This is a genomic window from Bradyrhizobium neotropicale, assembly GCF_001641695.1.
Taxonomy (GTDB): Bacteria; Pseudomonadota; Alphaproteobacteria; order Rhizobiales; family Xanthobacteraceae; genus Bradyrhizobium; species Bradyrhizobium neotropicale.
Genome location: NZ_LSEF01000114.1, coordinates 1 through 23,184, shown reverse-complemented (window position 1 = coordinate 23,184; position 23,184 = coordinate 1). Strand labels below are relative to the sequence as shown.

The 23,184-nt window shown below is 63.4% G+C and carries 27 protein-coding genes and 1 pseudogene; 14 read left to right on the top strand and 14 right to left on the bottom strand.

Annotation, left to right across the window (positions count from 1 at the left end):
• Window positions 1–166: 166 nt before the first annotated feature.
• Together AXW67_RS37110 and AXW67_RS44590 are read right to left on the bottom strand one after the other, a co-directional pair.
• Window positions 167–529 carry a BA14K family protein gene (locus AXW67_RS37110; protein ID WP_063681893.1) on the bottom strand — a complete coding sequence of 121 codons (363 nt, stop codon included), beginning with the start codon at window positions 527–529 and terminating at the stop codon, window positions 167–169.
• Between the two features lie 120 nt (window positions 530–649).
• Window positions 650–1,231 (bottom strand): hypothetical protein, encoded by a 582-nt coding sequence (locus AXW67_RS44590; protein ID WP_245315841.1) that lies wholly within the window; start codon window positions 1,229–1,231, stop codon window positions 650–652.
• A gap of 342 nt (window positions 1,232–1,573) precedes the next feature.
• On the opposite strand from AXW67_RS44590, the gene AXW67_RS44585 reads away from it, so the two are divergent.
• Complete coding sequence (locus AXW67_RS44585; protein WP_245315852.1) at window positions 1,574–1,978, top strand: helix-turn-helix transcriptional regulator; 405 nt, start codon at window positions 1,574–1,576, stop codon at window positions 1,976–1,978.
• A gap of 124 nt (window positions 1,979–2,102) precedes the next feature.
• Here AXW67_RS44585 and AXW67_RS37100 read toward each other — a convergent pair whose 3' ends face one another.
• Genes AXW67_RS37100 through madL form a run of 3 tightly spaced genes read right to left on the bottom strand, consistent with a single transcriptional unit; the run spans window position 2,103 to window position 4,018 of the window.
• Window positions 2,103–2,822 (bottom strand): GntR family transcriptional regulator, encoded by a 720-nt coding sequence (locus AXW67_RS37100; protein WP_063681891.1) that lies wholly within the window; start codon window positions 2,820–2,822, stop codon window positions 2,103–2,105.
• The gene (gene madM, locus AXW67_RS37095; RefSeq protein WP_063681890.1) at window positions 2,823–3,587 is read right to left on the bottom strand and encodes a malonate transporter subunit MadM; all 765 of its coding nucleotides are present in this window, start codon (window positions 3,585–3,587) and stop codon (window positions 2,823–2,825) included. It abuts the gene before it with no gap.
• Complete coding sequence (gene madL, locus AXW67_RS37090; protein WP_063681889.1) at window positions 3,584–4,018, bottom strand: malonate transporter subunit MadL; 435 nt, start codon at window positions 4,016–4,018, stop codon at window positions 3,584–3,586. The genes madM and madL overlap by 4 nt, the downstream gene beginning before the upstream one ends.
• Before the next feature lie 194 nt (window positions 4,019–4,212).
• Here madL and mdcA point away from each other — a divergent pair, with 194 nt between their 5' ends.
• From mdcA to AXW67_RS37045, 9 genes are all read left to right on the top strand, one after another.
• Window positions 4,213–5,859: a malonate decarboxylase subunit alpha gene (gene mdcA, locus AXW67_RS37085; protein ID WP_063681972.1), complete on the top strand. Its 1,647-nt coding sequence runs from the start codon at window positions 4,213–4,215 to the stop codon at window positions 5,857–5,859.
• A 10-nt stretch (window positions 5,860–5,869) separates the two neighbouring features.
• Complete coding sequence (gene mdcC / locus AXW67_RS37080) at window positions 5,870–6,187, top strand: malonate decarboxylase acyl carrier protein (RefSeq protein ID WP_063681888.1); 318 nt, start codon at window positions 5,870–5,872, stop codon at window positions 6,185–6,187.
• Window positions 6,184–7,098 (top strand): biotin-independent malonate decarboxylase subunit beta, encoded by a 915-nt coding sequence (locus AXW67_RS37075; RefSeq protein ID WP_063681887.1) that lies wholly within the window; start codon window positions 6,184–6,186, stop codon window positions 7,096–7,098. The genes mdcC and AXW67_RS37075 overlap by 4 nt, the downstream gene beginning before the upstream one ends.
• Entirely contained in the window at window positions 7,085–7,825 is a 741-nt protein-coding gene (gene mdcE / locus AXW67_RS37070) for a biotin-independent malonate decarboxylase subunit gamma (RefSeq protein WP_063681886.1), read from the top strand. Before AXW67_RS37075 ends, mdcE begins: the two co-directional genes overlap by 14 nt.
• Complete coding sequence (gene mdcG, locus AXW67_RS37065) at window positions 7,818–8,465, top strand: malonate decarboxylase holo-[acyl-carrier-protein] synthase (RefSeq protein WP_063681973.1); 648 nt, start codon at window positions 7,818–7,820, stop codon at window positions 8,463–8,465. Before mdcE ends, mdcG begins: the two co-directional genes overlap by 8 nt.
• The gene (mdcB, locus tag AXW67_RS37060; RefSeq protein ID WP_063681885.1) at window positions 8,462–9,310 is read left to right on the top strand and encodes a triphosphoribosyl-dephospho-CoA synthase MdcB; all 849 of its coding nucleotides are present in this window, start codon (window positions 8,462–8,464) and stop codon (window positions 9,308–9,310) included. Before mdcG ends, mdcB begins: the two co-directional genes overlap by 4 nt.
• The gene (locus AXW67_RS37055; RefSeq protein ID WP_245315838.1) at window positions 9,196–10,230 is read left to right on the top strand and encodes an acyltransferase domain-containing protein; all 1,035 of its coding nucleotides are present in this window, start codon (window positions 9,196–9,198) and stop codon (window positions 10,228–10,230) included. Before mdcB ends, AXW67_RS37055 begins: the two co-directional genes overlap by 115 nt.
• 213 nt (window positions 10,231–10,443) lie before the next feature.
• Entirely contained in the window at window positions 10,444–10,857 is a 414-nt protein-coding gene (locus AXW67_RS37050) for a DoxX family protein (RefSeq protein ID WP_063681884.1), read from the top strand.
• Window positions 10,854–11,696 (top strand): DODA-type extradiol aromatic ring-opening family dioxygenase, encoded by an 843-nt coding sequence (locus AXW67_RS37045; RefSeq protein WP_488226178.1) that lies wholly within the window; start codon window positions 10,854–10,856, stop codon window positions 11,694–11,696. Before AXW67_RS37050 ends, AXW67_RS37045 begins: the two co-directional genes overlap by 4 nt.
• Before the next feature lie 68 nt (window positions 11,697–11,764).
• On the opposite strand, the gene AXW67_RS37040 is transcribed toward AXW67_RS37045, so the two are convergent.
• The 4 genes from AXW67_RS37040 to AXW67_RS37025 all read right to left on the bottom strand — a co-directional run bounded on the left by AXW67_RS37040 (window position 11,765) and on the right by AXW67_RS37025 (window position 16,074).
• On the bottom strand, window positions 11,765–13,501 hold the full coding sequence (locus tag AXW67_RS37040) for an FAD-dependent monooxygenase (protein ID WP_082908172.1): 1,737 nt from the start codon (window positions 13,499–13,501) through the stop codon (window positions 11,765–11,767).
• Window positions 13,502–13,577: 76 nt separating this feature from the next.
• The gene (locus AXW67_RS37035) at window positions 13,578–14,453 is read right to left on the bottom strand and encodes a beta-keto acid cleavage family enzyme (RefSeq protein WP_063681882.1); all 876 of its coding nucleotides are present in this window, start codon (window positions 14,451–14,453) and stop codon (window positions 13,578–13,580) included.
• Between the two features lie 18 nt (window positions 14,454–14,471).
• Entirely contained in the window at window positions 14,472–15,005 is a 534-nt protein-coding gene (locus AXW67_RS37030; protein WP_063681881.1) for a cupin domain-containing protein, read from the bottom strand.
• 70 nt (window positions 15,006–15,075) lie between these two features.
• Window positions 15,076–16,074 (bottom strand): fumarylacetoacetate hydrolase family protein, encoded by a 999-nt coding sequence (locus tag AXW67_RS37025; protein ID WP_063681880.1) that lies wholly within the window; start codon window positions 16,072–16,074, stop codon window positions 15,076–15,078.
• A 275-nt stretch (window positions 16,075–16,349) separates the two neighbouring features.
• Between AXW67_RS37025 and AXW67_RS37020 the strand changes: the two genes are divergently transcribed.
• Window positions 16,350–16,949, top strand: a complete 600-nt coding sequence (locus tag AXW67_RS37020; RefSeq protein WP_430648748.1) for a TetR/AcrR family transcriptional regulator — start codon at window positions 16,350–16,352, stop codon at window positions 16,947–16,949.
• Between the two features lie 18 nt (window positions 16,950–16,967).
• Here AXW67_RS37020 and AXW67_RS37015 read toward each other — a convergent pair whose 3' ends face one another.
• The 3 genes from AXW67_RS37015 to AXW67_RS37005 all read right to left on the bottom strand — a co-directional run bounded on the left by AXW67_RS37015 (window position 16,968) and on the right by AXW67_RS37005 (window position 19,783).
• The gene (locus AXW67_RS37015; RefSeq protein WP_063681879.1) at window positions 16,968–17,453 is read right to left on the bottom strand and encodes a PaaI family thioesterase; all 486 of its coding nucleotides are present in this window, start codon (window positions 17,451–17,453) and stop codon (window positions 16,968–16,970) included.
• Between the two features lie 111 nt (window positions 17,454–17,564).
• The gene (locus AXW67_RS37010; RefSeq protein WP_063681878.1) at window positions 17,565–18,788 is read right to left on the bottom strand and encodes an MFS transporter; all 1,224 of its coding nucleotides are present in this window, start codon (window positions 18,786–18,788) and stop codon (window positions 17,565–17,567) included.
• A 140-nt stretch (window positions 18,789–18,928) separates the two neighbouring features.
• Entirely contained in the window at window positions 18,929–19,783 is an 855-nt protein-coding gene (locus AXW67_RS37005; RefSeq protein ID WP_063681877.1) for an ABC transporter substrate-binding protein, read from the bottom strand.
• 179 nt (window positions 19,784–19,962) lie between these two features.
• On the opposite strand from AXW67_RS37005, the gene AXW67_RS37000 reads away from it, so the two are divergent.
• Window positions 19,963–20,760 carry a helix-turn-helix transcriptional regulator gene (locus AXW67_RS37000; protein WP_063681876.1) on the top strand — a complete coding sequence of 266 codons (798 nt, stop codon included), beginning with the start codon at window positions 19,963–19,965 and terminating at the stop codon, window positions 20,758–20,760.
• Between the two features lie 18 nt (window positions 20,761–20,778).
• On the opposite strand, the pseudogene AXW67_RS36995 reads toward AXW67_RS37000, so the two are convergent.
• Window positions 20,779–21,538, bottom strand: a pseudogene (locus AXW67_RS36995) (methyl-accepting chemotaxis protein); the annotation flags it as partial.
• A 6-nt stretch (window positions 21,539–21,544) separates the two neighbouring features.
• Between AXW67_RS36995 and AXW67_RS41280 the strand changes: the two are divergent.
• Window positions 21,545–21,841 carry a type 2 periplasmic-binding domain-containing protein gene (locus tag AXW67_RS41280; RefSeq protein ID WP_082908182.1) on the top strand — a complete coding sequence of 99 codons (297 nt, stop codon included), beginning with the start codon at window positions 21,545–21,547 and terminating at the stop codon, window positions 21,839–21,841.
• A gap of 3 nt (window positions 21,842–21,844) precedes the next feature.
• A complete protein-coding gene (locus AXW67_RS36990; RefSeq protein ID WP_063681875.1) occupies window positions 21,845–22,108 on the top strand; it encodes a type 2 periplasmic-binding domain-containing protein in 264 nt (87 codons plus the stop codon).
• 236 nt (window positions 22,109–22,344) lie between these two features.
• Here AXW67_RS36990 and AXW67_RS36985 read toward each other — a convergent pair.
• On the bottom strand, window positions 22,345–23,184 hold an 840-nt coding region (locus AXW67_RS36985; protein ID WP_145928125.1), incomplete at its 5' end, for a biotin/lipoyl-containing protein.

The window sequence follows — 23,184 nt, the reverse complement described above, 5'->3', positions numbered from 1 at the left end:
CGCCGGAAGCGGGATCGCCGCGACAGGAAGCGCTCTCGACCGGACGCATTGCACCCCCGATAGGAGTGAGCTCGCAAGCGACCTTTGGAAACCTGGCAAATGAAGAGGGCTGCGGCGTCACACCGCAGCCCGAAAGCAGATGCAGTCGCGACTACATCTCAAACACTTACTGGCAGGGATACCGCCGGCCATCCTTTGCCGCGAATGTATTCGACGCTGGATCGTAGGAGCGGTAGCGCTGCGCGCAAGAGGCCGCGTGCTGCTGAGCAGCGGCGGCTTCCTGCTGCGCGGCGGCGCTGGCTGCACCGACCGCGATAGCACCGCCGATGAGGCCACCGACCAGTCCGCCAACACCGGCGCCGTTGTCATAGCAAGGTCCGTATCGGCACCAGACCTTCTCGGTCAATGGCGGGACGGCGGCAGCCAGACCCGTGCCGGTCTGTAACGGAGCCGAAATCGCGGAGGCTGAAAGCACCACGGCACCGGCGGTGGCCACCAAAGCGACTTTCAATGTGTGATCGATTCGCATCAAATCTCCTGCTTCATTCCTATGGGCGCAGGTCGGCGCCTGCCTCCGATTCTTCGAACATCGATGTGGCTCGCCTGGCCTCGGCCGGGGCGGGACCGTAAGGTCACGGACGGGCGGAGCTTATTGGCCGGCTGCGTCCACGACACGGCAGGGGTTATTGCTGACACCTGGAGCCACTTGTCCTGGCGGCAAGATGAAGACCGCATCGACGCGGCTACCTCTTCCCTCCTTTCGGACGACGACGCGCAACGTTTGCGGTCGGCCCGATCCGGTCGTTTCCTGCTGGGTGGTCAACGTGCCAAGATTCTTGTCCACGTTCACACCGACAAAGCCCTCTGCCAGAACGGCGCGGGAAACCCTGTCAAGGGCGACACTGGGATTGACTGATGGGAAAATCATCCAGACCTTGTGGGTCGCGCCCGTCACCAACGGAACGCCGCTGCTCTGGTAGTGGTCTGCACAGCTATCGGCCAGCGCAGGCATGGACGAAAGAACCATGAGCGTGACCGCGCAAGTTGTTCTTGTAAGCATGCTTTCATCACCTGTTTGAGTAAGCCGGGGGGATTTAGGCCAAACGCGCCGCAAGTCCATGGACGCCATCGCCTGACGGAGCATTTCGTTGGCATGCGGATGTTGCAGTTGGAGCAGGAATGGACGTCGTAAGGGCAGAACTTTCTGCTGGTTGGGATTGGCACTATTCATACGAAAATTCAGCGGGAGAGCTTGCGATAAGCCTGCTGAATGCCGGCGTATCGCTTCCGATGTTGCAAGAGCAAAGGGTCGAAGCGGTGGATGGAAGATACTCAAGTGTGACGCTGACGCTGCACACGGACGTGATTACGAAGGTGCTGTCTGCGACGTTCGGGAGCACAGCACTGGAAGACCTCAATCCGACACCGAGGATCGATCTGTCCACCAGCGCTGGGCAGCTCCTTTTTCAGCTTGTTCGTGCCAGCGCCACCGGCTTGTATGACGGAATCCTGGCACGCTCGCCGAAAGCCAGCGCTCTGCTGTCAGAAGCCGCGATACAGCTCATCCTTGAAAATGTCCCCCATCGGGCTCATCGATCGGTTGAACCGCAACCCGCCGGATGCGCCGCCTCGTTACATTCGGCGGGCTATCGAATATATGCGGGCCAATCTTCATCTGCCGCTGACGATAGCCGATATTGCCGGGACGGTTGGTGTCAGCAGTCGATTGCTGCAACTGGGATTTCGCAGAATTCATGGCACGACACCCGTCGCCTATTTGCGACAAATTCGACTTGAGGCGATCCACGAAGAGCTATCGCGGCCAGAGAACCTGCTTCCGGTCAGCGAAGTTGCACTGAAGTGGGGCTTTACTCACATGGGCCGTTTTGCAGCGTTATACCGCTCCGCATTCGGCCTATATCCGTCCGATACGGTCAGGCGGGCGCGAGGGTTCTGCGACCGAGGGTTCTGCGACTAAGAGAGGTTAGATTCGCCTAGCGGCTACGGCCGGCTCCCGCTTTCGCAGGGATCGGCGACGGGCAGCTTGCGGCACCGCTATCGAGTCACAACGGAAGCGGGTTCCCGGCTCGTCGCCGCAATGATCAGGTCATGTCAGGCGCAATTCCGTCGATCTGTCCGCCGAGGCGGTCATCGATGTATCGTCGAAGCGCCGCGGCGGCATTCAACATGTGCGCACGCATTCTGCGCGATGCAGTATCGCCATCCCCTTCTGCGATCGCCTGCATAATGGCCTCATGCTCGTCGCGGGATTTGCGAATGCGATCGCCCTGCCGCAATTGGGTGCGGCGGAAGGCACTGAGCCGCGAACGAACATCCTGCGCCTGCTCGGCCATGAACGCGTTGTGCGTCGCGCTGTAGATGCATTCATGGAATTTCCGGTTGAAGGCATCATAGGCGTCGACGTCGTTCGCTTCGACCATCGCCAGCGAGCCTTCGTGGAGCTCGATCAGTTGGCTGCGCTCCAGCGGCGTCATGCGATAGGTCGCGAGCCTGACGCACATCGCCTCCACCTCGGCACTGGTCTCGAACATGTCCATGATGCGCTCCGGCGTCATCCGCGCGACGACGACGCCGCGACGCCCGCGCACTTCGACGAGGCCACTGACGACGAGTTGGCGAAGCGCTTCCCGCACCGGGGTGCGGGAAGCTCCGAAGCGATCGGCAAGCTGCTGTTCTTCCAAGGCCGAACCGGCAACGAGTGCGCCCGACGCGATCTCGTCCGTCAGCGCGTTCCGGATGCGATCGGAGAGCAGTCCCCCATCGTCTTCCGTTGCGGCTGCGACCTTGAGCAAACCTGCCATTTAGCCTCCTATGATCGCTCGCACCGCGAAGTAAAGCACGGAGGGCGCGACCAGACATCCAAGCCCGGTGTGAAATGTCGCCGTCAGCGCGCCGTAAGGCACCAGACGCCGGTCCGTCGCCGCGAGCCCTCCGGAAACGCCGCTGACCGTCCCCATCAGGCCGCCAAACACCATTGCGCTCCGCGGATTGTTGAGGCCGATCATCTTCGCCACGAAGGGCGTACCGATCATCACGATTACCGCCTTGAATACACCGGTCGCGATCGAGAGCGCAATAACCGGCGAAGATGCACCGATCGCCGCTCCCGTGACCGGTCCCACGATGTAGGTGACTGCGCCGGCGCCGATCGTCGTCAATGATTCGGCGTCGGTGTAGCCAAACGCCGCGGCAACGAACACGCCTAGAATGAACGGGACGACCGTTCCCAGTCCGAGCGCGACCGCACCGATCAGCCCGGCCTTGCGCGCATGGACGACGTCGACCTCGAAGGCGGTGGCGACGATCGCGAAATCTCGCAGCATCGCGCCCCCCATCAAGGCGATCCCGGCCAGCGCCGGCAGATCGGCCACGCCCTTTTCGCCGCCGGTGACGAGGCCTCCCCAAAAGGCCAGTGCAAGGCCAAGCATGATCGCTATCGCCGAGCCGTGGATGCGCCCGAAGGTGAGGTATTTCGAGATCGTGCCGGAGATCCACATCAGGATCCCGACAGCGGCGAAGGCGGTGATCAGCGAATTGGCGACGAGAACGTGAGATATCATGGTCATCCGATCCTCCCGGACTTGAAGTGAGGCACGCTTGCCTCGAGCGCCTCTCGCGCCTCGATCTCGTCCATGGTCTCGACGCGACCGCTGAACCGGCCGATCAGCGCCACCATCGCGAAACACACTGCGACCGCGCCGATTCCCGCAATGATGACGATTGGACCGCCTTTGGCCGCGGCGACCACGTTCTGCTGCGCGGCCATGGCGACCACGATCGGAATGTAGAAGCTGCCCCAGAACTCGACGCCGGTCTTGAGCCCGTGGCTGAGCAGGCCGCGCCGCACCAGCCAGAGCCGGGCCGCGATCAAAAACATCATCGCAATGCCGACCCCGCCGACATTGGCCTTCACGCCGAGGGCGACGCCGAGCAGGTCACCCAGAAAGACCCCCAACAGCGTGCAGATCGAGAGCAGTGCTACGCCGGAAATGGTCACGGGCGCCTCCCCTCTGTGAGCAGAGCGCCGACAGCACAAGTTGGACCATCTGTATGCATTCGCATCCTGAATTTCCTCCTGTGTATGCGCATATCCATCGCTTATAAAGTTACGTATACATTAATTGACAAAGGAAGGCAATACGCATACATTTGATGCCATCGAAGCCAATCCCGCATGCCGAGGAGCCCGAAATGAGCGATTGGGGTATGCAAAAGGCCGCCCTGGGCGAGCGCCTCACGGCCGGCCGACAGCACGCCAAGGGAAAGATCATCCCGATCCCGAGTCTGCCGGCATTTCTGAAGGCGGTGGTCCGGTCAGGCGACCGGGTATGCCTCGAGGGCGACAATCAAAAGCAGGCCGACATACTCGCCTCGGCGCTCGCGAACCTCGATCCCGCGGATATCAGCGATCTACACATGGTGCAGTCGGGCGTGGTCCTGCCCTCCCACCTCGACATCTTCGAGAAGGGCATCGCGCGGCGGCTCGACTTCTCCTATTCCGGCCCCCAGTCGGCGCGCATCGCGCGCATGCTGTTCGGTCGCAAGATCGAGCTCGGCGCGGTCCATACCTATCTCGAGCTGTTCGCCCGCTACTTCATCGATCTCACGCCGAACGTCGCGCTGATCGCGGCGGTGAGCGCCGACAAGGATGGCAACCTCTATACCGGGCCGAACACCGAAGACACGCCGACGGTGGTCGAAGCGACGAGCTACAAGAACGGTCTCGTCGTGGCGCAGGTCACCGAGATCGTCGACAAGGTGCCGCGCGTCGACATTCCCGGCGACCTCGTGCATTTCGTGGTCGAAGCCGGCCGTCCCTTCTATGTCGAGCCGCTCTTCACCCGCGACCCCGCCGCCATCACCGAGACCCAGATCCTGACGGCGATGCTCGCCATCAAGGGCATCTACGCGCCCTACGGCGTGCGCCGGCTCAATCATGGCATCGGCTTCAACACCGCCGCGATCGAACTGTTGCTGCCGACCTATGGCGAGAAGCTCGGTCTCAAGGGCAAGGTCTGCACCCATTTCGCGCTCAACCCGCATCCGACGATGATTCCCGCGATCGAATCCGGCTGGGTCGAGCAGATCCACTGCTTCGGATCGGAAGTTGGCATGGAGGACTACGTCGCCGCGCGCTCCGACATCTTCTTCACGGGCCCCGACGGCTCGCTGCGCTCGAACCGCGCCTTCTGCCAGACGGCCGGCCTCTATGCCTGCGACATGTTCATCGGATCGACGCTCCAGATCGACCTCGAAGGCCATAGCTCAACGGTGACGACCAGCCGCATCGCCGGCTTCGGCGGCGCGCCCAACATGGGCTCCGATCCGCGCGGCCGCCGCCATCCGAGCGAACCCTGGCTCAAGGCGGGTGCCGAAGCTGCCCCCGATTCCAGCGCGGCGATGCGCCGAGGCCGCAAGCTCGTGGTGCAGATCGGCGAGACCTTCGGTGACAGCAATGTCCCGCTCTTCGTCGAGCAACTGGATGCGCTCGAGCTGGCACGCAAGCTCGACCTCGATCTGGCGCCAGTGATGGTCTACTCCGACGACGTCACCCACATCGTCACCGAGGAAGGCATCGCCAACCTGCTGATGTGCCGCACCAAGGACGAGCGTGAGCAGGCGATCCGCGGCGTTGCCGGCTACACCGACATCGGCCGCGCGCGCGATGCGAATCTGGTCGAGCAGCTCAGGCAGCGCGGCGTGATCCAGCGTCCCGAAGATCTCGGCATCGATCCGCTCGATGCCGACCGGCGCCTGCTCGCAGCCCGCTCGATCAAGGATCTCATGCTGGCCTCCGGCGGTCTCTACCGCCCGCCCAGCCGCTTCCGCAACTGGTGAGGAGTTTTGCATGGAAAAGCTCAGCTTCAGACTGACTGCACCGAACCGCGCCGGCGGCACCCGCGCACAGGCGATCGTCGGCGTCGTTGCCTCCGGCAATCTCGAAGTCCTGCTGGAGCGGGCCTCGCCGGCCGACATCTGCACCATCGACATCGCAACGGCGGCGCATGGCTTCGGCGCGGTGTGGGACGCCGTCGTGCGCGACTTCGTCGCGCGCCGCTCCGCCGGAGGCTTACGCATCTCCATCAACGACGGCGGAGCCCGGCCGGACACGGTCGCGCTGCGCCTCGCGCAAGGCATCCGCAAGATCGAGGAGCCGGAACGATGACAGCCGTCACAGCCAACACGGTTTCGCTGAGCTGGTACGAGGCCAGCGCCCGGCAGCGCATCGACGCGCTCGTCGACGCCGGCAGCTTTACCGAATTCATCGGCCCCGAGCTGCGCGAGATGAGCCCACATCTGGCGATCTTCGACCTGCCGGAGCAGTTCGACGACGGCGTCGTCATCGGCCGCGGCCGGCTCGACGGCGCGCCGGTGCTCATTGCCGCACAGGAGGGACGCTTCATGGGCGGCGCCTTCGGTGAAGTCCACGGCGCCAAGCTCACAGGCCTGCTGCGCGCGGCCCGCGCGCAGCATCAGGACGTGCTGATCCTGTTCGACACCGGCGGCGTGCGCCTTCAGGAGGCCAATGCCGGCGAGCTCGCGATCGCCGAAATCATGCGCGCGGTGGTCGAGGCGCGGCGCGATGGGCTCAGCGTCGTCGGCCTGATCGGCGGCCGCGCCGGATGCTATGGCGGCGGCAGCCTGATCGGCGGGACCTGTTCGCGCCTGATCGTGTCCGAGCAGGGGCGGATCAGCGTCAGCGGCCCCGAGGTGATCGAGACCAACAGAGGCATCGAGGAGTTCGACTCGCGCGACCGCGCCCTGGTCTGGCGCACGATGGGCGGCAAGCACCGCTTTCTCATCGGCGGCGCAGACATGTTCGTCGACGATGAGGCGCTCGCGTTTCGCAAGGCCGCGATCGATGCGCTCAAGGTCGGCAGACGATGCGACGTGACGGTGCTCGAAGCCGAGCAGACGCGCCTTGAGCGGCGGTTGCAGCGTTTTGGCGAAGCCGAGGACGCCGTCGAGATCTGGCAGGCGCTCGGCGTCGACAATCCGACCGATGTTCCCGCACTTCCGACCAGCGCGTTTCTTCGCGCGGCAGACAACAGGGAGAATGCCGATGACGCTCGATGATATCCTGGCCGGCCTGTTCCCGACCGGCAGCAAGATCGAAACGACCGGCGCGATAATCGCGGGACAAGCGGTCCTGCCCGACGGCAGACCGATCCACGTGCTCGGCATCACGCAAGGACAGCCCCTCGGCGTGGACGAAGCCATCTTGCTCGCAGGGCACGTGATCGAGATCGTCAAGTCAGGGGATCGGGCGCCGATCCTGTTCCTGGTGGATTCCGCCAGCCAGCGCATGAGCAAGCGCGACGAGCTGCTGGGCCTCAGCGAATATCTGTCTCATCTCGCCAAGACCCTGCTGCTGGCGGAGGCCGAGGGACACCGCACCGTCGGTCTGCTCTATGGCGGCAGCGCGGCCGGCGCGTTCATCGCGACGGCGCTCGCCACCGGCACACTGGTGGCATTGCCCGGCGCGCATCCCGCGGTGATGGATCTGCCGTCGATGGGTCGCGTCACCAAGCTTCCGATCGACGTTTTGAAGGCGAAGGCGGAAGCCACACCGGTGTTCGCGCCCGGGCTCGACAACATGACGCAGACCGGCGGCATTCACGCCATTTGGGACGCTGACGCACCTTTGGCGCCGCGGCTTGCGGCCGTGATGCAACGGCCGAAAGGACAGGATGATCGCGACCGACTTGGCGCCAAGCGCGGCGGACGGCGGAAGGCGGCCGAGATTGCCGATCGGGTCGTCGCGCTCGCAGCGACCTCATATCAGGGTGCGCAACATGGCTGAGCTTCTCGAGCGCCACAGCATGGTGAAGGCATCGGCAACCGGATGGACCGCCGTGATGAGCCGCTATCCCGAGCTCGCCAGCGAGCCGATCATCGAAGGCTGGGCGCGCGCCGACCGCCCCCTCATCGTTCGCCGGCCAGCCTGCAGCGATGCCGCCAGATTGATTCCGCTCGGTCTGCCACTGCCGCCTAGTCACGGCAAACGGCGCATAGCAGTTGCGCTCGCGCCAGCCGATATCGTCGCATCCGCACCGCCCCCATTACTGGCCGATGCCGCGGCAGCGGCGCCTGCGGCTTGGCGCGAGACGATCCACCTGCTCCTCAACCTTCTGCCGCAGACGCGCACCTTCGGCAGCCTCGCCTGGCAGCATCTCACCGGCCTTCCCTATCTTTCGGATAGCTCCGACCTCGACCTGCTGTGGCCGCTGTCGGCAGCCAAGCAAGGACATACTCTACTGTCCGACATAGCGCAGATCGCAAAGCAGGCGCCGATGCGGCTGGATGGCGAGATCGTAGGCAGCGCCGGAGGCGTGCAATGGCGCGAACTGGCCGGCACCGATGAGGACGAAGTCCTTGTGAAAAACTCGACCGGCGTCGCTAACACGACGCGCGCGGCTTTTCTGTCGAGTACCATCTCATGAACGTTGCGCTGAAATGGCAATCGCTGCCGGGACGCGCGCTCCATGCGGAGCGGCTCGGTCATCTCGCATCGCTTTGCCTGAAGCTCGAGGTCAAGACCTATCCGAAACCGGGGCTGGTCAGCCATGTCGACAATGGCGCGCACCGCGATATGGACGCCGAACTCCTGTGCCGAAGTGCCGACACCCTGGCTCCGTTCTTCTGCGACCTCGCAGCCGCGGGCGCCGGAGGTGCTGGCATGGACAGGTTGCGCGCGATCGGAGTTGCGGCGGAGCGCGCGATGTTGGCTGCGACCGAAGGCGTGAATACGCATCGCGGTGCGATCTTCGGACTCGGTCTGCTCTGCGCCGCGGCCGGCTATCGCAACGCCGTTAGCGTCCGCAAATCACTCGGCAGGCTGGTTTCGGAGCGTTGGGACGAAGACATACTGTCCGGCCCGGTATCGCTTCGCAGCCATGGCGCCGTGGCCGCGCGGCGCTATGGCGCCGGCGGCGCCAGAGCGGAAGCCGCCGATGGCTTTCCGTCGGTCTACGACATCGCCCTGCCCGCGCTGCATGCGGCGCGCGAGCTTGCGCCACATGACGAGGAAGCCGTCCGCGTTCAGACCTGCATGAGGCTGATCGCCGATGTCACGGACACCAACCTCCTGCATCGTGGCGGGCCCGAGGGACTGCGCTTCGCGCAAGCCAGCGCCTCCGCCTTCCTTACCGCCGGAGGAGTTGGGTCTTCGGGATGGCGAAGGCGCGCCGCCGACGTTCACCATGCGTTCGTGGCGCGCAATCTGAGCCCCGGCGGCTCGGCGGACCTGCTTGCCATGGCTCTCTTCGTCGATCGGCTGGATTTCTGATGCTCGCACTGCTCTGCGGCGGACAAGGTACGTTGTCGGACAAGACATTCGATCTTGTCGCCGACCAGCCCGCTGCGGAGCCAATTTTCGTCGCGGCGACGGCCCTTCTCGGCGAGGATCCACGGGAGGCGATCAGGACGCGCAGCGCGGACGAACTGTCCGCCAACCATCTCAGCCAGATCCTGACCGTTACATCAGCTCTCGCAATCCACGCCTGCATTGCCGACGTGCTTCCCGGGCAGACGGCCGTCACCGGTTACAGTGTCGGCGAGATGGCGGCCTGGAGCATTGCTGGAATATGGACGGCCGATGAAGCCTTGCGTCTCACGGATATTCGGGCCCGCTTGATGGAACATGCGGCGGGAGCGGGTGGCCGGTTGGGCTATGTCCGCGGGCTCGACCGGACGACGCTCGAACGCCTGCTCGAAAAACACCGCTGCGAGATCGCGATCAGGAACCCCGACCTTCTCGCCGTGGTCGGCGGCGCAGAGCAGGATGTGATCGACCTCTGCCACGAGGCGACAGCAGAGGGAGCCGTGCGCAGCGGCCTTCTCACAGTGAAGATCGCATCGCACACGAGCCGGCTCGCGCAGGCCTGCACACCCCTGCGACGGGCGCTCGACGCCGCCAGACAGTCGGCAATCGCAAGTGATCGCATGCTGCTTGCCGGCGGTGACGGCGAACGCATCTTCTCTCCGATCGATGCCACAGCGAAACTGGCACGACAGGTCGCCTGCCCCATCGACTGGGCGACGACGCTGGAGGCCCTTGCGGAGTTGAGGGTCAGCAGGGTGTTGGACTTAGGGCCAGGACATGCGCTTGCCGAGATGATGCAAGGCTTTCGTCCATCGATCCGCTGCTACGCCGCCGATGCGTTTCGCACGATCGAGGGCCTGCGTAATTGGGCTGCCTCCGAATAGCCAGAGGATTTCTGAGCGAACGACTTCAATCGCAGATCGCGCGCGATGAGGTCGCCGATGGAGAAGCCATCGGCAGCGAGCCATTTCGACCAGATCTGCCCAGCCCAATCATCAATTCTGGGGAAATGATCCCTCAATAAAGCGAGCAATGATCGGGGCGCAAGAAAGCCCTAGGTCATCGGTTCCCTCGCAACATATCCGGAGCAATACCCGATGCTTGACCTCGAAGCCTGGTCCCCACGCGTGCTTGCCACCCTGAGGATCATCACCGCCCTCCTGTTCATCGAGCATGGGCTGATGAAGCTGTTCGCTTTCCCTGCCGCCATCCCCGGTCTGCCGACCCCGCTGCCCACCATCATGCTCGTCGCGGCGCTGATCGAGATCATTGGCGGCGCGCTGATTGCGATCGGCCTGTTTACCCGCGGCGCTGCGTTCATCTGCTCGGGCCAGATGGCGGCTGCCTATTTCATGGCCCACGCCCCGCAGAGCTTCTGGCCCGCGGTCAATCAGGGCGACGCTGCGATCCTGTACTGCTTCGCCTTCCTCTATCTCGTCTTTGCCGGCGCCGGCGCCTGGAGCATCGACGGATTGTTGTCGGGTTCGCGGCAAGGTCTGGCGCGCGCATGATCATGACACCCCAGCGGCTCCCGACCTACTACATCTCTCACGGCGGCGGCCCCTGGCCGTACATGGACGACGACATGCGTCAGCGTTTCGACCAGCTCGAAGCCTCGCTCCTCTCGATCCGGAACGAATGGGGCGAGGCCGCGCGCGCGGTGCTGATCGTTTCGGGACACTGGGAGACGACGGAATTTTGCGTCTCGTCGGCGGCCCACCCGGGCATGGTGTTCGACTATTATGGCTTCCCTGAACACCTTTATCACATCAAATACGACGCGCCCGGTTCGCCCGAACTTGCAATGCGGACGCGCGCCATGCTGCAGGCCGGAGGAGTCGCATGCGAAAGCGACGCCGAACGCGGCTTCGATCATGGCACGTTCAGCCTGATGAAGCCGCTCTGTCCGAGCGGCGAATTGCCCATCGTGCAGTTGTCGATCAAGCAGGATCTCGATTCACAAGCGCACCTTTCGGTCGGACGACTCCTCGCCCCGCTCCGCGATGAAGGCGTCGTGATCATCGGCAGCGGCTCGAGCTTCCACAATCTCGGCCTGCGGGGACCGGCCGCAATCGAGCCGTCCCGACAGTTCGATGACTGGCTCCAGCAGACGTTGCTTGCGACCTCCACCGCCGAACGGCGCCGGCGTGTCGCCGCCTGGAAGCTTGCGCCCAATGCGCGCATCGCCCACCCGCGCGAGGACCATCTCATCCCGCTGATGGTAGCGCTCGGCGCAGCCGACGAGGAGGCTGCTGCACTCGTCTACAACCAGGCGGATTTCTTCGGAAGCTGGACGCTCTCGAGCTTTCGCTTCGGCGAGCCGGTGCCCGTCGGCGCGCAAGCAGCCTGAGAGCCACGGCCTCTCATCCCTTGGCTTCGAATGGCGAAGCCAAGCAAGGCTTGGCGCGGGCTGGCCCACTACGGAAGGGGCAAAGGATCTACCGTGGTTTCGTCGGCATTCTGGCCAAACCGGCGCCAAAGCGCATCCATATCGATCGCGATCGATCGCTGATCGCCGGCCAACGCGACGTATCTGTCCGGCCGGACCAGCATCAGTTGCCCGCGATAGGATGCAAGGGTCCGCCCCGTCTCCTCGTCCGCCATTTGCGCGACGCAGATTCTCGCGTCCCCTTCTGCGTCACCGTCGTCGAAGTCTACGGCTATCGCCCTCCAGCCCTGCTGTTTCGCCATGGGATGGGTCAGCAGGTTGCGCAAGAACTCCACATTGATGCCGATTCCGACCAACACGAATTGGCTTCCGGCAATATCATCGATGGTTCGGGTCGCGCCGTCCCTCAAGCGCAGGGTTAGTCGCGGAAAAGTCCGGCCCACGGGGCTGGCATACCGTTTGCCGTGACGGACCAGGAAGCCGCTCTCCAGCCACGGTTTGGGCATGTACCGCATGCTCGCGAAGAACCGCCTGATCCGCGGCACGAGTTTGAGTGCAGAGAAGACGACATCGCGAAGGAGGGCCAGGGCCCTGCTGCGAACATTGGCGAGCCGGCCGATTGTCACCGAATAGCGGATAATCGCCTCGACTTGCGGGCGGCGTTCCGATTCGTATGTTTCGAGGAGTTGCTCGCTTGCGCGTCCCGACAATACGTCGGCGATCTTCCAACAGATGTTGTTTGCATCCCGTGCACCCGTGTTCATCGCCTGCGCACCAAACGGGGGCATCACATGGGCGGCATCGCCCAGGAGAAATACCCGACCTTCCTGCAAGCGATTGGCGATGCGTTCAGAAAACCCATAGACGACCGAGCGGATGACCTTGGCCTCGATCCCCTTGTAGGGCGAATGATGGTCGAGCAGATAGCGGATGCTCTCGGGACTGGCGATTGCCTGGTGATCGTCGTCGGGAGCAAGCATGAACTCCAGGCGGCGTCCCCCATAGGGCGTCGGGATGCTGTTGAGCGGCCGGGCCGGGTTGCAGAAGAAGCGCGAATAGGGCGATTGATCGGGGAATTCGGCGAGATCGATCACCAAATGCGGCTGATCGATACGGGTGCCTTCAAACGAGATCCCGAGCTGCGAGCGGACGAAGCTTCTCGCGCCGTCGCAGGCCAGGACATATCGGGCGGTGATGGTTCTCTCCGCGCCATCGGCCGTCCGCACGTTGAGCCGGACTCCGTCCCATTCCCCGTTCAGGCCGGTGAGCGTCGTGCGGTATTGAACGTCCACGCATGTAAACCGCTCGAGGCTCGAAAGCAGTATCTTCTCGAAGACCGGCTGCACGACGCCGGTTCGCGTGCCGAAACCGTTCGGCGTGAGGAAGGGATAAACCTTGATGATCGGCCGTCCCCATGCCGCGTAAAAATAGATCCCGAAGGGCGCGGCGAGGTCGCCACCCATTCGGAGAAGGATCCCCAGATTGTCCAGCAGGCGCATATACTCGTCGTCGACGACCAGCGCGCGGGGCAGATCCGATGTCAGCTCATTGCGCTCGATGAGAATGGTCCTGACGCCGAGCGAGCCGAGGGTGTTGGCGGCCGTCAGGCCGATGGGCCCTGCGCCAACGATCACGACGTCGGCGTCGCTCCAGCCGAGCCCCTCCGGCCCGCGAATTGGCTTTATCGCCTCGCGGAACTGCGCGAAGGTTTTGCGGCCGGCCGGCCCGACGGCGGAATGATGCGCGAGAGCTTCCAATGCTGTCATCCCATGGATTCTTCCACGAGACCGTCACAAGTGACGACCACCGTCGACATCTATCGGTGCGCTCTGCGAAAGATGCCTATCGACCGAGTAGCAGCTTCCTGGCCTCGTTCGGCGAAGCAGGCCTTGATCCCTGCCTCGTCACGATGCGGGCCGCCTCCTCGACGAGCTCAGCATTGCTGGAGGCAAGCTTGCCCTTTGCGATGTAGAGGTTGTCCTCGAGGCCGACGCGCACATGCCCTCCAAGCTCGCACGCTACGGCTGCGATCTTGAACTGGTCGTGCGCGATTCCGAAGGCACTCCAGAGCGTCCCCGACGGAATCATACCGCGCATCAACTGAAGGACGTCGAATTCGGCGGGAGCCCCCCAGGAGATGCCCAGGCAGAACTGGAAGAAGGCCGGGGCGTGCAGAACGCCGATCTCGATCAGATGTTTGGCGAGGCGGATGTGCCCGAGATCGAAGACCTCGATTTCCGGCTTGATGCCCGCCTCCGATACCGTGCGCCCCATCCACTCGAGGTCGCTCACGAGATTGACCATAGCAATCCGCCCGAAATTCAGCGTCGCAACATCCAGGCTGCAGATTTCCGGCTTCAGCTTGAGGATGTGGTCGAGCCGTTGCTGCGGCGTCATCGGCGGATTTATCCCGGGGGCCGGCTGAAGCAGCAGACCATCGGCTGCGTAGAGAGAACCTGGCCCGCTGGTCAGGTTGACGACGACGTCGGTCGACGACGCCCTGATGCGCTCCACAACCTCGGCATAGAGGCCGAATTCGACTGACGGCGCCCCCGTCAGAGGATCGCGGACGTGGATGTGGGCCACCGCGGCTCCGGCCTTTGCGGCGTCGATCGCCTGGTCGGCGATCTGTTTCGGCGTAACGGGGACAGCCGGGCTCTTGCCGACAGTGTCGCCCGCACCGGTCAACGCACAGGTGATGATGGTTGGATCGGACATTGCTTCGGCCCGCCGCTGTTATTCGTGCTCGGCATCGATCAGCACGAACGCAACCCTGCAGATTCGATCGGAACGGTTCGACCACGCATGGTTGGTGCCACGCTGGATCAGAATGTCGCCGGGCCGCATCAAGGTCTCGCCTTCGTCGAGCATCGCCCAGATCTCCCCTTCCAGCACGATCGCGTAGTCCAACGTGTGCGTCTTGTGGAAGAAGAAGTGCCGCGCCTTGGTGTCGAACGCCTCGGGGCTTCCGATCCCGCGCCTGAACTTATCGAGTTCCTCCCGCGAATAGAGATTGTCTGGCGGAAATTCGGCGATGCGCAGGACGTTGCCACCGCGCGGAGGCTCGATCGCAAGCTTGCGATCAGCGGGCGCGGTTTCCTCCTGCTGCGCGATGTCCGCAGGGGTTTTGTCCGCAACCCAGACCACGGTCCCCGCCAGCCCAGGCGTACCCGGGACGACATGGACATTGGGGGCCGCACTATCCGAGACAATTACCGAACGACCGTCAGCGCGGTGTCCGGTCACGATACGGCGAACTGGTCTTGCCATGCTCGATTCTCAACCTGGATCCAAAACAAGCAGATGATGTGGATTGTCGTCTGAAGCCGGACGAACAGGCTCACCAGAATTTCTTGCGGCGCTCGGGCCACCAGCGCTTTTCTTCCGGCGGCCCGACCCTGTTGCGCAGCGTGCCGATCCGCGACACCTCGAGTTCGAGAACATCACCGACCTCGAGCTTGCGGTCGATCTCGAGGCCAGATCCGTTGCCGACGGTGCCGGAGGCAATCAGATCTCCCGGCTGCACGTATTCGGAGATCGACATGTAGGCGAGCAGTTCGCCCGGGCTCCAGACCGTCTCGGCGCTGTTGCCGCGTGAACATTCCTTGCCGTTGATGCGAACGGTCATTTCGAGATCATCGAGGCGGCCGATCTCGTCCATCGTCACGATCCACGGACCGATCCCGAAGGCGAAATCTTTGCCCTTCCCCGGCCCCATCCCGATCTTGAGCTCGATCTTCTGTACGTCCCGCGCGCTCCAGTCGTTGAAGATCGTGACGCCGAACAGCGCCTTCCGCGCCTCGTCGGGCGTCAAATTATGGCAAACGCGCCCGACGATGTAGCCGAGCTCCAGCTCGTAGTCGAAATAGTCCGTGTAGAACGGCTTCGGCACTTCGGCATCATGCCCGACGGCGGTGAACGGCGTTCCCTTGAAGTAGCCGGGAATCTCGAGCAGCGCCTCGGTCGGCTCTGCTCCCACGCGCTCGTGGAACTGCCGGATGTGCTTCACGAAGGTGAGGCCGTCCCTGATGAGCGGCGGATCGACTGCGCTGATCCAGTTCACGCTCGAAATCGGCGTCGCGGCATCATCGCCGCGCGCCTCCACGGCCTCATGCGCGGTTTCCAGGAAAATGTCGCCAAGTGCGATGGCGGCCGACATGCTCCCGGGGAAGATCGCGGACGCGAAACGCTGGGCGGCGTCGCGGGTCGCCCCCTTGGCCTGGCGACGCAGGAGTTCCGCGGTCGCCAGATCGACGACCCGGTTCTTCGTCGGGTCCACAGCCACGAGCCGACTGACCGCGCCGAATGGGGTGTCGACCGAGATACGCCCGAGCTTCATGTCCTCCTCCCTTATTTATTATACGATACGTTTCGTATCTTTGATGGACACAGTTGTCAAGGCCGAACTCCTTCGACGGCGCGCGATATCTGCACGGCGAACCCGTTTGTCGAAAGACGCACCGCCGTGCTACGGAGACGAACCGGCTCGATTTCCGATTCAATCGTTCAGCACTGACCATGGCATCAAGCATTCAAGCAAAGCGCGCCACCAAAGGAGCTGCTGCCGGCGGACCGACGACTTCTCAAGATGCCAATACCTCGGATCCGAGGCCGATCGGAAGGCCGCGCGACCTCGAGTCGAGGCGTTCGATTCTCTCGGCCACGATGAGCCTGCTGCAGACCATGTCGGTCGGCGACCTCGCGATCGAAGCCGTTGCTCGCGAGGCAAGAGTTTCAAAGGCAACGATCTATCGCTGGTGGGACAGCAAGGGCGCGCTCGTGATCGACGCCTTCATGGAATCCCATTTCAGCAACACCCCGATGCCGACGGCCGTCGATCCCCGGACGGCCCTCAAGCGGCATCTCACGTCGCTCGTGCAATATTTCAGCGGCCGCGCCGGAAAACTCGTCGTGCAGATCCTTTGCGAAGGCCACGACAACAACGCGCTCCTCGCCGAGTTCAATGAACGGTTTGCCAAGAACCGCCGACGTCTCGTGCAGGAAACCTTTCAGCGCGGGCAGCAGGAAGGCCTGTTCAGGCCCGACGTCGACCCCGCATGGGCGGTCGAGATGCTGTATTCGCCGATCTACCGTCGCCTGATCTTCGGCCAGCCGCTGGATGAGGAATTCATCCAGCTACTCTGCAAGAGCGTCGATTCCCTGTTCTCGACCGAACCCAAATCCAAGGCGCTGCGACCGGGTCCGAAGAAGTAGCCGCGTCGCCTCATCCGCTCACGCGTTCTCCGGAGCGCTGACTGCACCCTGCAACGACTTGCGGCGGGGTACCACAACGGCAAGCGATGAAGCCGCGGTCGCCACGAGCTTGTTCTCCCGGTCCAGGAGCTGCGCACGCGCAAAGACAACGCTCCGTCCGCAGCGCTCGATTTCGGCAACAGCCCTGTAGTGACCTGGCCTTGCGGATCTCAGGCAGGAGACATTCATGTTGATGGTCGCAACGGACAGACCGTCGGGAACTGCAAGGAGCGCCGCATAGGCCATGGCAAAGTCCAGCATCGTGGTGACGATGCCTCCGTGAACCACATCCTCGGCTTGGAGGAAGTGTTGGCCGACGGAGAACGACAGCTCGATACCAGGTCCCGCTGCGTCGATGTTCTCAATCCTGGTCCCGAGGGATTCGGCAAGAGAGTTCGATGTGATCGCAGCAGGGAGCCCGTCTCCCGATTGATATCGACGCAGGAGTTGTTGATCGAGATTCATTGCGCCTTTCCACGCGGCTGAATTCCAAACTCCACCCGCCCTCGCGCCGCGCCAGCATCCAGCCGCAAGGATGATGATGCAAGCTGATTAGAGCCGAGAGCCCTCTCGTCACTACGCCGTGCTGTGTGCGACCGCGTTGTCTTTAAATACGGAGAAGCGGCCAACCAGGCAGAGGACGGACGAAAGCAGCAGGCAGCCTGCAGCAACCCCAAACCACGGAAGATAATTGCCGGCCGCGTCAAACATCGTTCCGGCCAGGATCGGGCCTCCGCCTCCGCCGATGGAGACCGCTAGGTAGATGCCACCGAACAGTGTGCTGAAGTGAGCGGGAGGGAAGCGCCTGCCAACGAGGAACAGGGCGAGATCAAATTCGGATCCAATGGTGAAGCCCATCGCCAGGGTGCCCGGCAGGATCAAATCCGAATTGCCGGACGCCAGCATGAGCACGCCGCACGCAGACAGCAGAAAAATCCCGGCCGCCAGCAGGTTGGTCTCGACCAAGTCCAGCAAGAATCCGGTGATCAGTCGTCCCGCGATCACGGCAAATCCAATCAGGCCGGCCAGTCCCGCGGCCTTGGCCGGCGCAATGCCACGGTCAGTCAGCATCGGAACGAAGTGAACGATCGTCCCGAAGATTCCCGTGGAGGCCAGCAGGAAGACGACCGCCAGCAGCAGGAAGCGGCGGTCGGCGTACAAGCCCCAATCCCGTCTGGCAGTATTCGGGTCGGATGTCCCAAGCCCCGCCTGATCCTTCAGCAGCAACGCAATGACGGGAAGGGTGCCGAGCGTAATCGCGGCTAAGCCGACGTACGCCCCCCTCCACCCATAGGTGGCGAGCAGCGGCCCGACCAGAGAGGGAAACAGCAGCGCTCCGACACCCGGACCGCAGTAGACAATGCCGTACACCAGTCCCAAGCGCCTCGGAAAATTGCCGACGATCATGCGCCCGTACGACACGGGCGTCGTCGCACTGCCGAGCGCGGAGAGGAGAAACGTCAGAAGCAGAAAGCTGAGCAAGCCCGCCGTTGCGAGGCCCAGTAACAGAAACGACAACGCCAGCCCGACCGCGGACAGCAGCGCCATCCGGTACGCGCCAAATTTGTCGACCAATCGCCCCGCAAAGGGACTGGCAAGACCAATGGTCAGAATTCCGATCAGGGGCCCGAGAGATGCCATGCCGCGCGTCCAGCCGAACTCCGCTGCCAGCGGCTTGAGGAACAGGCCCGACGTATAGAAATAGATCGATGAGACGCTCATCATCATGCCCAGCAGGCATCCCGCGACGAGATTCCGGCCGCGCCAAAGCTCGCCTGGCGAGCTCGTTTCGCCATTCATCCTTGCCTCCCTCCTCCGTTTCCAACCCTGCGTCTTATTATTGATCTTTTAATTACTAACCGTATCGTTTCGAAATTGACTGGTCAAGATGCTTTCACGCACTTGCATGGGGCACCGACCGGACAGCTTGATTTGACGCGCTACGAATGCCCAGTCGACAGCAGCGTTACGTCCACGAGCGACTTGTAATCCGGCGCGATGCCGTCGAGCAGACCGAGTTCAGAGCGCATCTGGATGAGCAGATCTACCCCGGCCGTCGTCGGGCGAAGATCGTCGGCAGCGGTTCGCAGCATCGCCCGGGCGGCGACCTGCGGGACTTGCGCTTCAACGAGCACATCGAGCGCGCGCTCCCTGTTTTCGTGGATCCACGACAGTGACGTCTCGACCGCCTCGATATATTTCCGCAGCGTCGCGCGACGATTCCTCATCGTCGCCTTGCGCGCGACGATGCCCTGACCGGGAAATTGCGGCCAGGATGCCTGAACATCCAGTAGCGCGTGGCAACCGGACTGGCGGGCAAGATCGTCGAAAGGCGGCCCGAGCATCGTGGCATCGCATCGACCCGCCAGCAGCGCCTCATATCGCTGCTTCACGCCTCCCAGAGGTAACCAGGAGCAGCGCTCCTCTTCGATCCCCTGCTGCTTCAGGAAGGCGCGCAGCACGATCACAAATCCGCTGTCGGCCGCATCAACCGCAAGGCGCGCAGTCGCCAGTTCAGCGATCGTCCGGACACTAGGAGCGGCCCACAGCGTCAGTGGCGTCGTCTGTTCTATCTGGCCCAGGATGACGAAATCGCCGCCGCGGCGATTCCAAGCCAGGATGTTGTCCATGGCGGTGACGGCTACATCGACCGCATCGCTGCGAAGATCGCGTTCCTGCTCCAGCGACGATTGTGTCAGCGTGGTGCTTATCGCAAGGTCCTTACCGACGCTGATACGATCCGCAATGATCAGCGGCAGCGGCATCACGAACACCGTTTGCCGAATTGCGGCCATGTCCCCCTCCGGATCGCCGTCCAGCGATCTCTCCTAGCCGGGACGATGGAGCACGTCTGTCCCTCTTCTTAGTGACGGGTCGCGAGCCACAGCGTCGCACGTGGAGACAATGGGGGCGCTTCCAGGATCGGCGGGTGGCTGGTAAGCTCGCGAAAAAGGCGGATTTGACGGAGGAAACCATGGAAGCGTCCCGTGCTCCCGGCTGGTCACACGACAATGACATCGCACCCGCGGTGCTCGCGATCGGTCGCCCCTCGTTTCCGCAAACCCTGATCGAGACGCTGCGGCGCATAGCGGGTGTCGGGCACTGCATGGTCTTCACGTTCGATGACGACCGGTCAGCGCGCTGCCTTCTCGATATCGGCAACATCCCGATCGGCCCCGATCTGGGCGCCGCCTACTCCGGTCACTTTCATCTCGCAGATCCAAATCGCGATACGATCTTTCGCGAACGCGCAAGCGTCTCGCCATTCGTGCTGCCGGCCTTCGCGCGCCGGATGTACAGCGCGAGATACGCCAAGATATTCTTCGAGGACGCCGACATCGTCGACAAATTCGCAACCGCGATCTGGGTCGATCGCACCTGCTTCTATGTGAATTTCTACAGAACCCTGGACCAGGGCCGCTTCAACTCCCATCAGGTCGAGCGGCTGAAAGGGATCGCGCCAGGCCTCGGTGCCGCCGTGGCACGCCATTTCCAGGCCCAGGCGCCGTCGGATCACAATCCCTTCCATAAGCTCGAAGTTCTGTTCTCGACGAGCGCCCCGCTGACGCGCCTAACCTGTCGCGAAAGGGAAGTGTGCCTGCGCATTCTCTCGGGCTTCAGTTCCGAGGCGATCTCCGCCGATTTGGGCATCAGCTTGCAGTCGACGTTCACTTATCGGAAGCGTGCCTACAAGAAGCTGGGCATTGTCTCGCAAAACGAGCTGTTCGCAATTGCGCTGCGCCTGCTGGCTTCGCCGCACCGTCTGAACTGACACGCTACGGCGATGGCCTCAGGCGGCGCGTACCGCGCCGAGAAACCGGTCGACTTCAAGCTTCAGCCATCCGCTCTCGCCGGACAGAGATCTTGCCGCAGCGAGGACCTGCGCCGAGGATGCCCCGGTGTCGCTGGCGCCGCGCTGCACGTCGGAAATGTTGGCGGAGACCTGCTGGGTTCCGTGTGCAGCCTGCTGGACGTTGCGCGAGATCTCGCGCGTTGCAGCTCCCTGCTCTTCAACGGCGGATGCGATCGCCGATGCGATCTCCGACATCCTGGCGATGGTATCGCCGATCTCCTTGATCGCGCCGACGGAGTCCTGCGTCGCGGATTGAATGCCGCTGATCTGCTGGCTGATTTCGTCGGTCGCCTTTGACGTTTGTTCGGCCAGCGCCTTCACCTCTGAGGCGACCACTGTGAAACCGCGCCCGGCCGCGCCCGGCCTCGCCCGCCCGCGCCGCCTCGATCGTGGCGTTGAGTGCCAGCAGATTTGTCTGCCCCGCAATCGTGTTGATCAGCTCGACGACGTCGCCGATACGGGCCGCCGCTCTTGCGAGCTCACCGACGCGACCGTTGGTCTTGTGGGCTTGCTCCACCGCAGCCCGCGCGATCTGCGCGGAATCCTGGACTTGCCGGCTGATCTCGTCCACTGACGACGCCATCTCCTCGGTAGCGGGGGCAACGGATTGGACGTTGGTCGACGCTTCTTCCGAAGCCGCGGCCACCATTGTGGCCAGCCCTTCCGAGCGTTCCGCCGTCGCCGAGAGGGTGAAGGCCTCAAGATGCGCATCCCGGGGATCTCCGGCGACGTCGTCGCCCGATTGGGAGTGGTTCCTCAAAACATCGCCGGCGGCGATACTTATCCCGCGCTCGAAAGGGGCACGATCGACGCTGTCGAATGGGTTGGCCCCTACGATGACGAGAAGCTCGGCTTCGACAAGGTCGCCAAATACTATTATTACCCAGGCTGGTGGGACTGCACGGGTCAGTTGGCCTTCTATGTGGGTGCGAAGGCATGGTCCGCGCTGCCGCCGCACTACCAACGCGTGTTCGAAGTGGCGGCCGCGGAGGCCTCGTAGGATATGCTCTCGCATTACGACGCGAGCAACATGGCTCCGCTGCGCCGGCTGATCGCGAACGGCACCGAGCTCAGACCGTTCTCGCGCGAGATCATGGAAGGCGGGTATCGCGCGGCATTCTCGCTCTACGCCGAAGAAGCCGAGAAAAATCCCGACTTCCACAAAATCTACGGCGAATGGCTGAAATTTCGCGAGGACATCGTGACCTGGTTCAGGGTCGCGGAGGCGCGCTTCGAGTCCAGTCTCTACGCCCTGTACAAGACATGATCGGAAGACAGTAAGCGCGCTGCCTTCACGAATGCCCAAACCTCGGGATAGATCGTATCGGCAAATCCAGAGGCGAACGCCAACGCAATCCCGTGTCGTCAGGCGAGCAGCTCTCTGATTCAGTCGCGATCGAATCGTAAAAAGACGAGGGCCCGAAGAGCCCTCGCAATCTGGGAGAAAGCGCTATCGTTGAGATTCGTCGGGTTTGACCGCCGATTGGTCGTGCAGTGAAGCGACTATTCAAACTCCAAAATCAGCGCGTCCACCGCGAGCGTAGCGCCGGCGCTGGCGTGGACCTTCTTCACGGTGCCGTCGCGCTCGGCGCGCAGCACGTTCTGCATCTTCATGGCTTCGACCACCGCGAGCGTCTCGCCGGCCTTGACCTCCTGCCCCTCGGTCACCGCGATCGAGACCACGAGGCCGGGCATCGGGCAGAGCAGCTTCTTGCCGGTGTCTGAGGCCGAGACCACCGGCATCAGCCGCGCGGAAGTCGCTTCCGCTTCGGTCCAGACATAGACCGGCACCTCGACGCCATGGTGCGCGAGGCGGATGCCGTTCGCAATGGGACGCGTCTGCACCGCGATGAAGTGGCCGTCGATGGTGCCCTGCCAGACCGGATCGCCCGGCTTCCACGGCGACTGCAACAGATGGGCATTGCCGGCCTTGCCCTCGGTATCGACGAAGCGCACCGCGATGGCGTCGCCCTCGCGGCCGACCTCGAGCAGGATCTCGTCGCGGTCGAGCCAGACGGCGCGGCGCCGCTCGCGCTGCACGACGCGGCCGCCGAGCTGGCCCGAGATCTGCCGCTTGCGCTCCCCTAGCACGTGATCGATGGCGGCGCCGACCGCGGCAATGCGCCGCGCGACCTCGCCCTCCGGCACCCGCACGGCAAAGCCCTTCGGGAACTCCTCCGCGATGAAGCCGGTCGAGAGCCGGCCCTCGCGCCAGCGCGGATGGTGCATCAAGGCCGACAGGAACGGGATGTTGTGGCGGATGCCGTCGACATAGAAGGCGTCGAGCGCGGTCGCCTGCGCCTCGATCGCGGCGGCGCGCGAGGGCGCATGGGTGACGAGTTT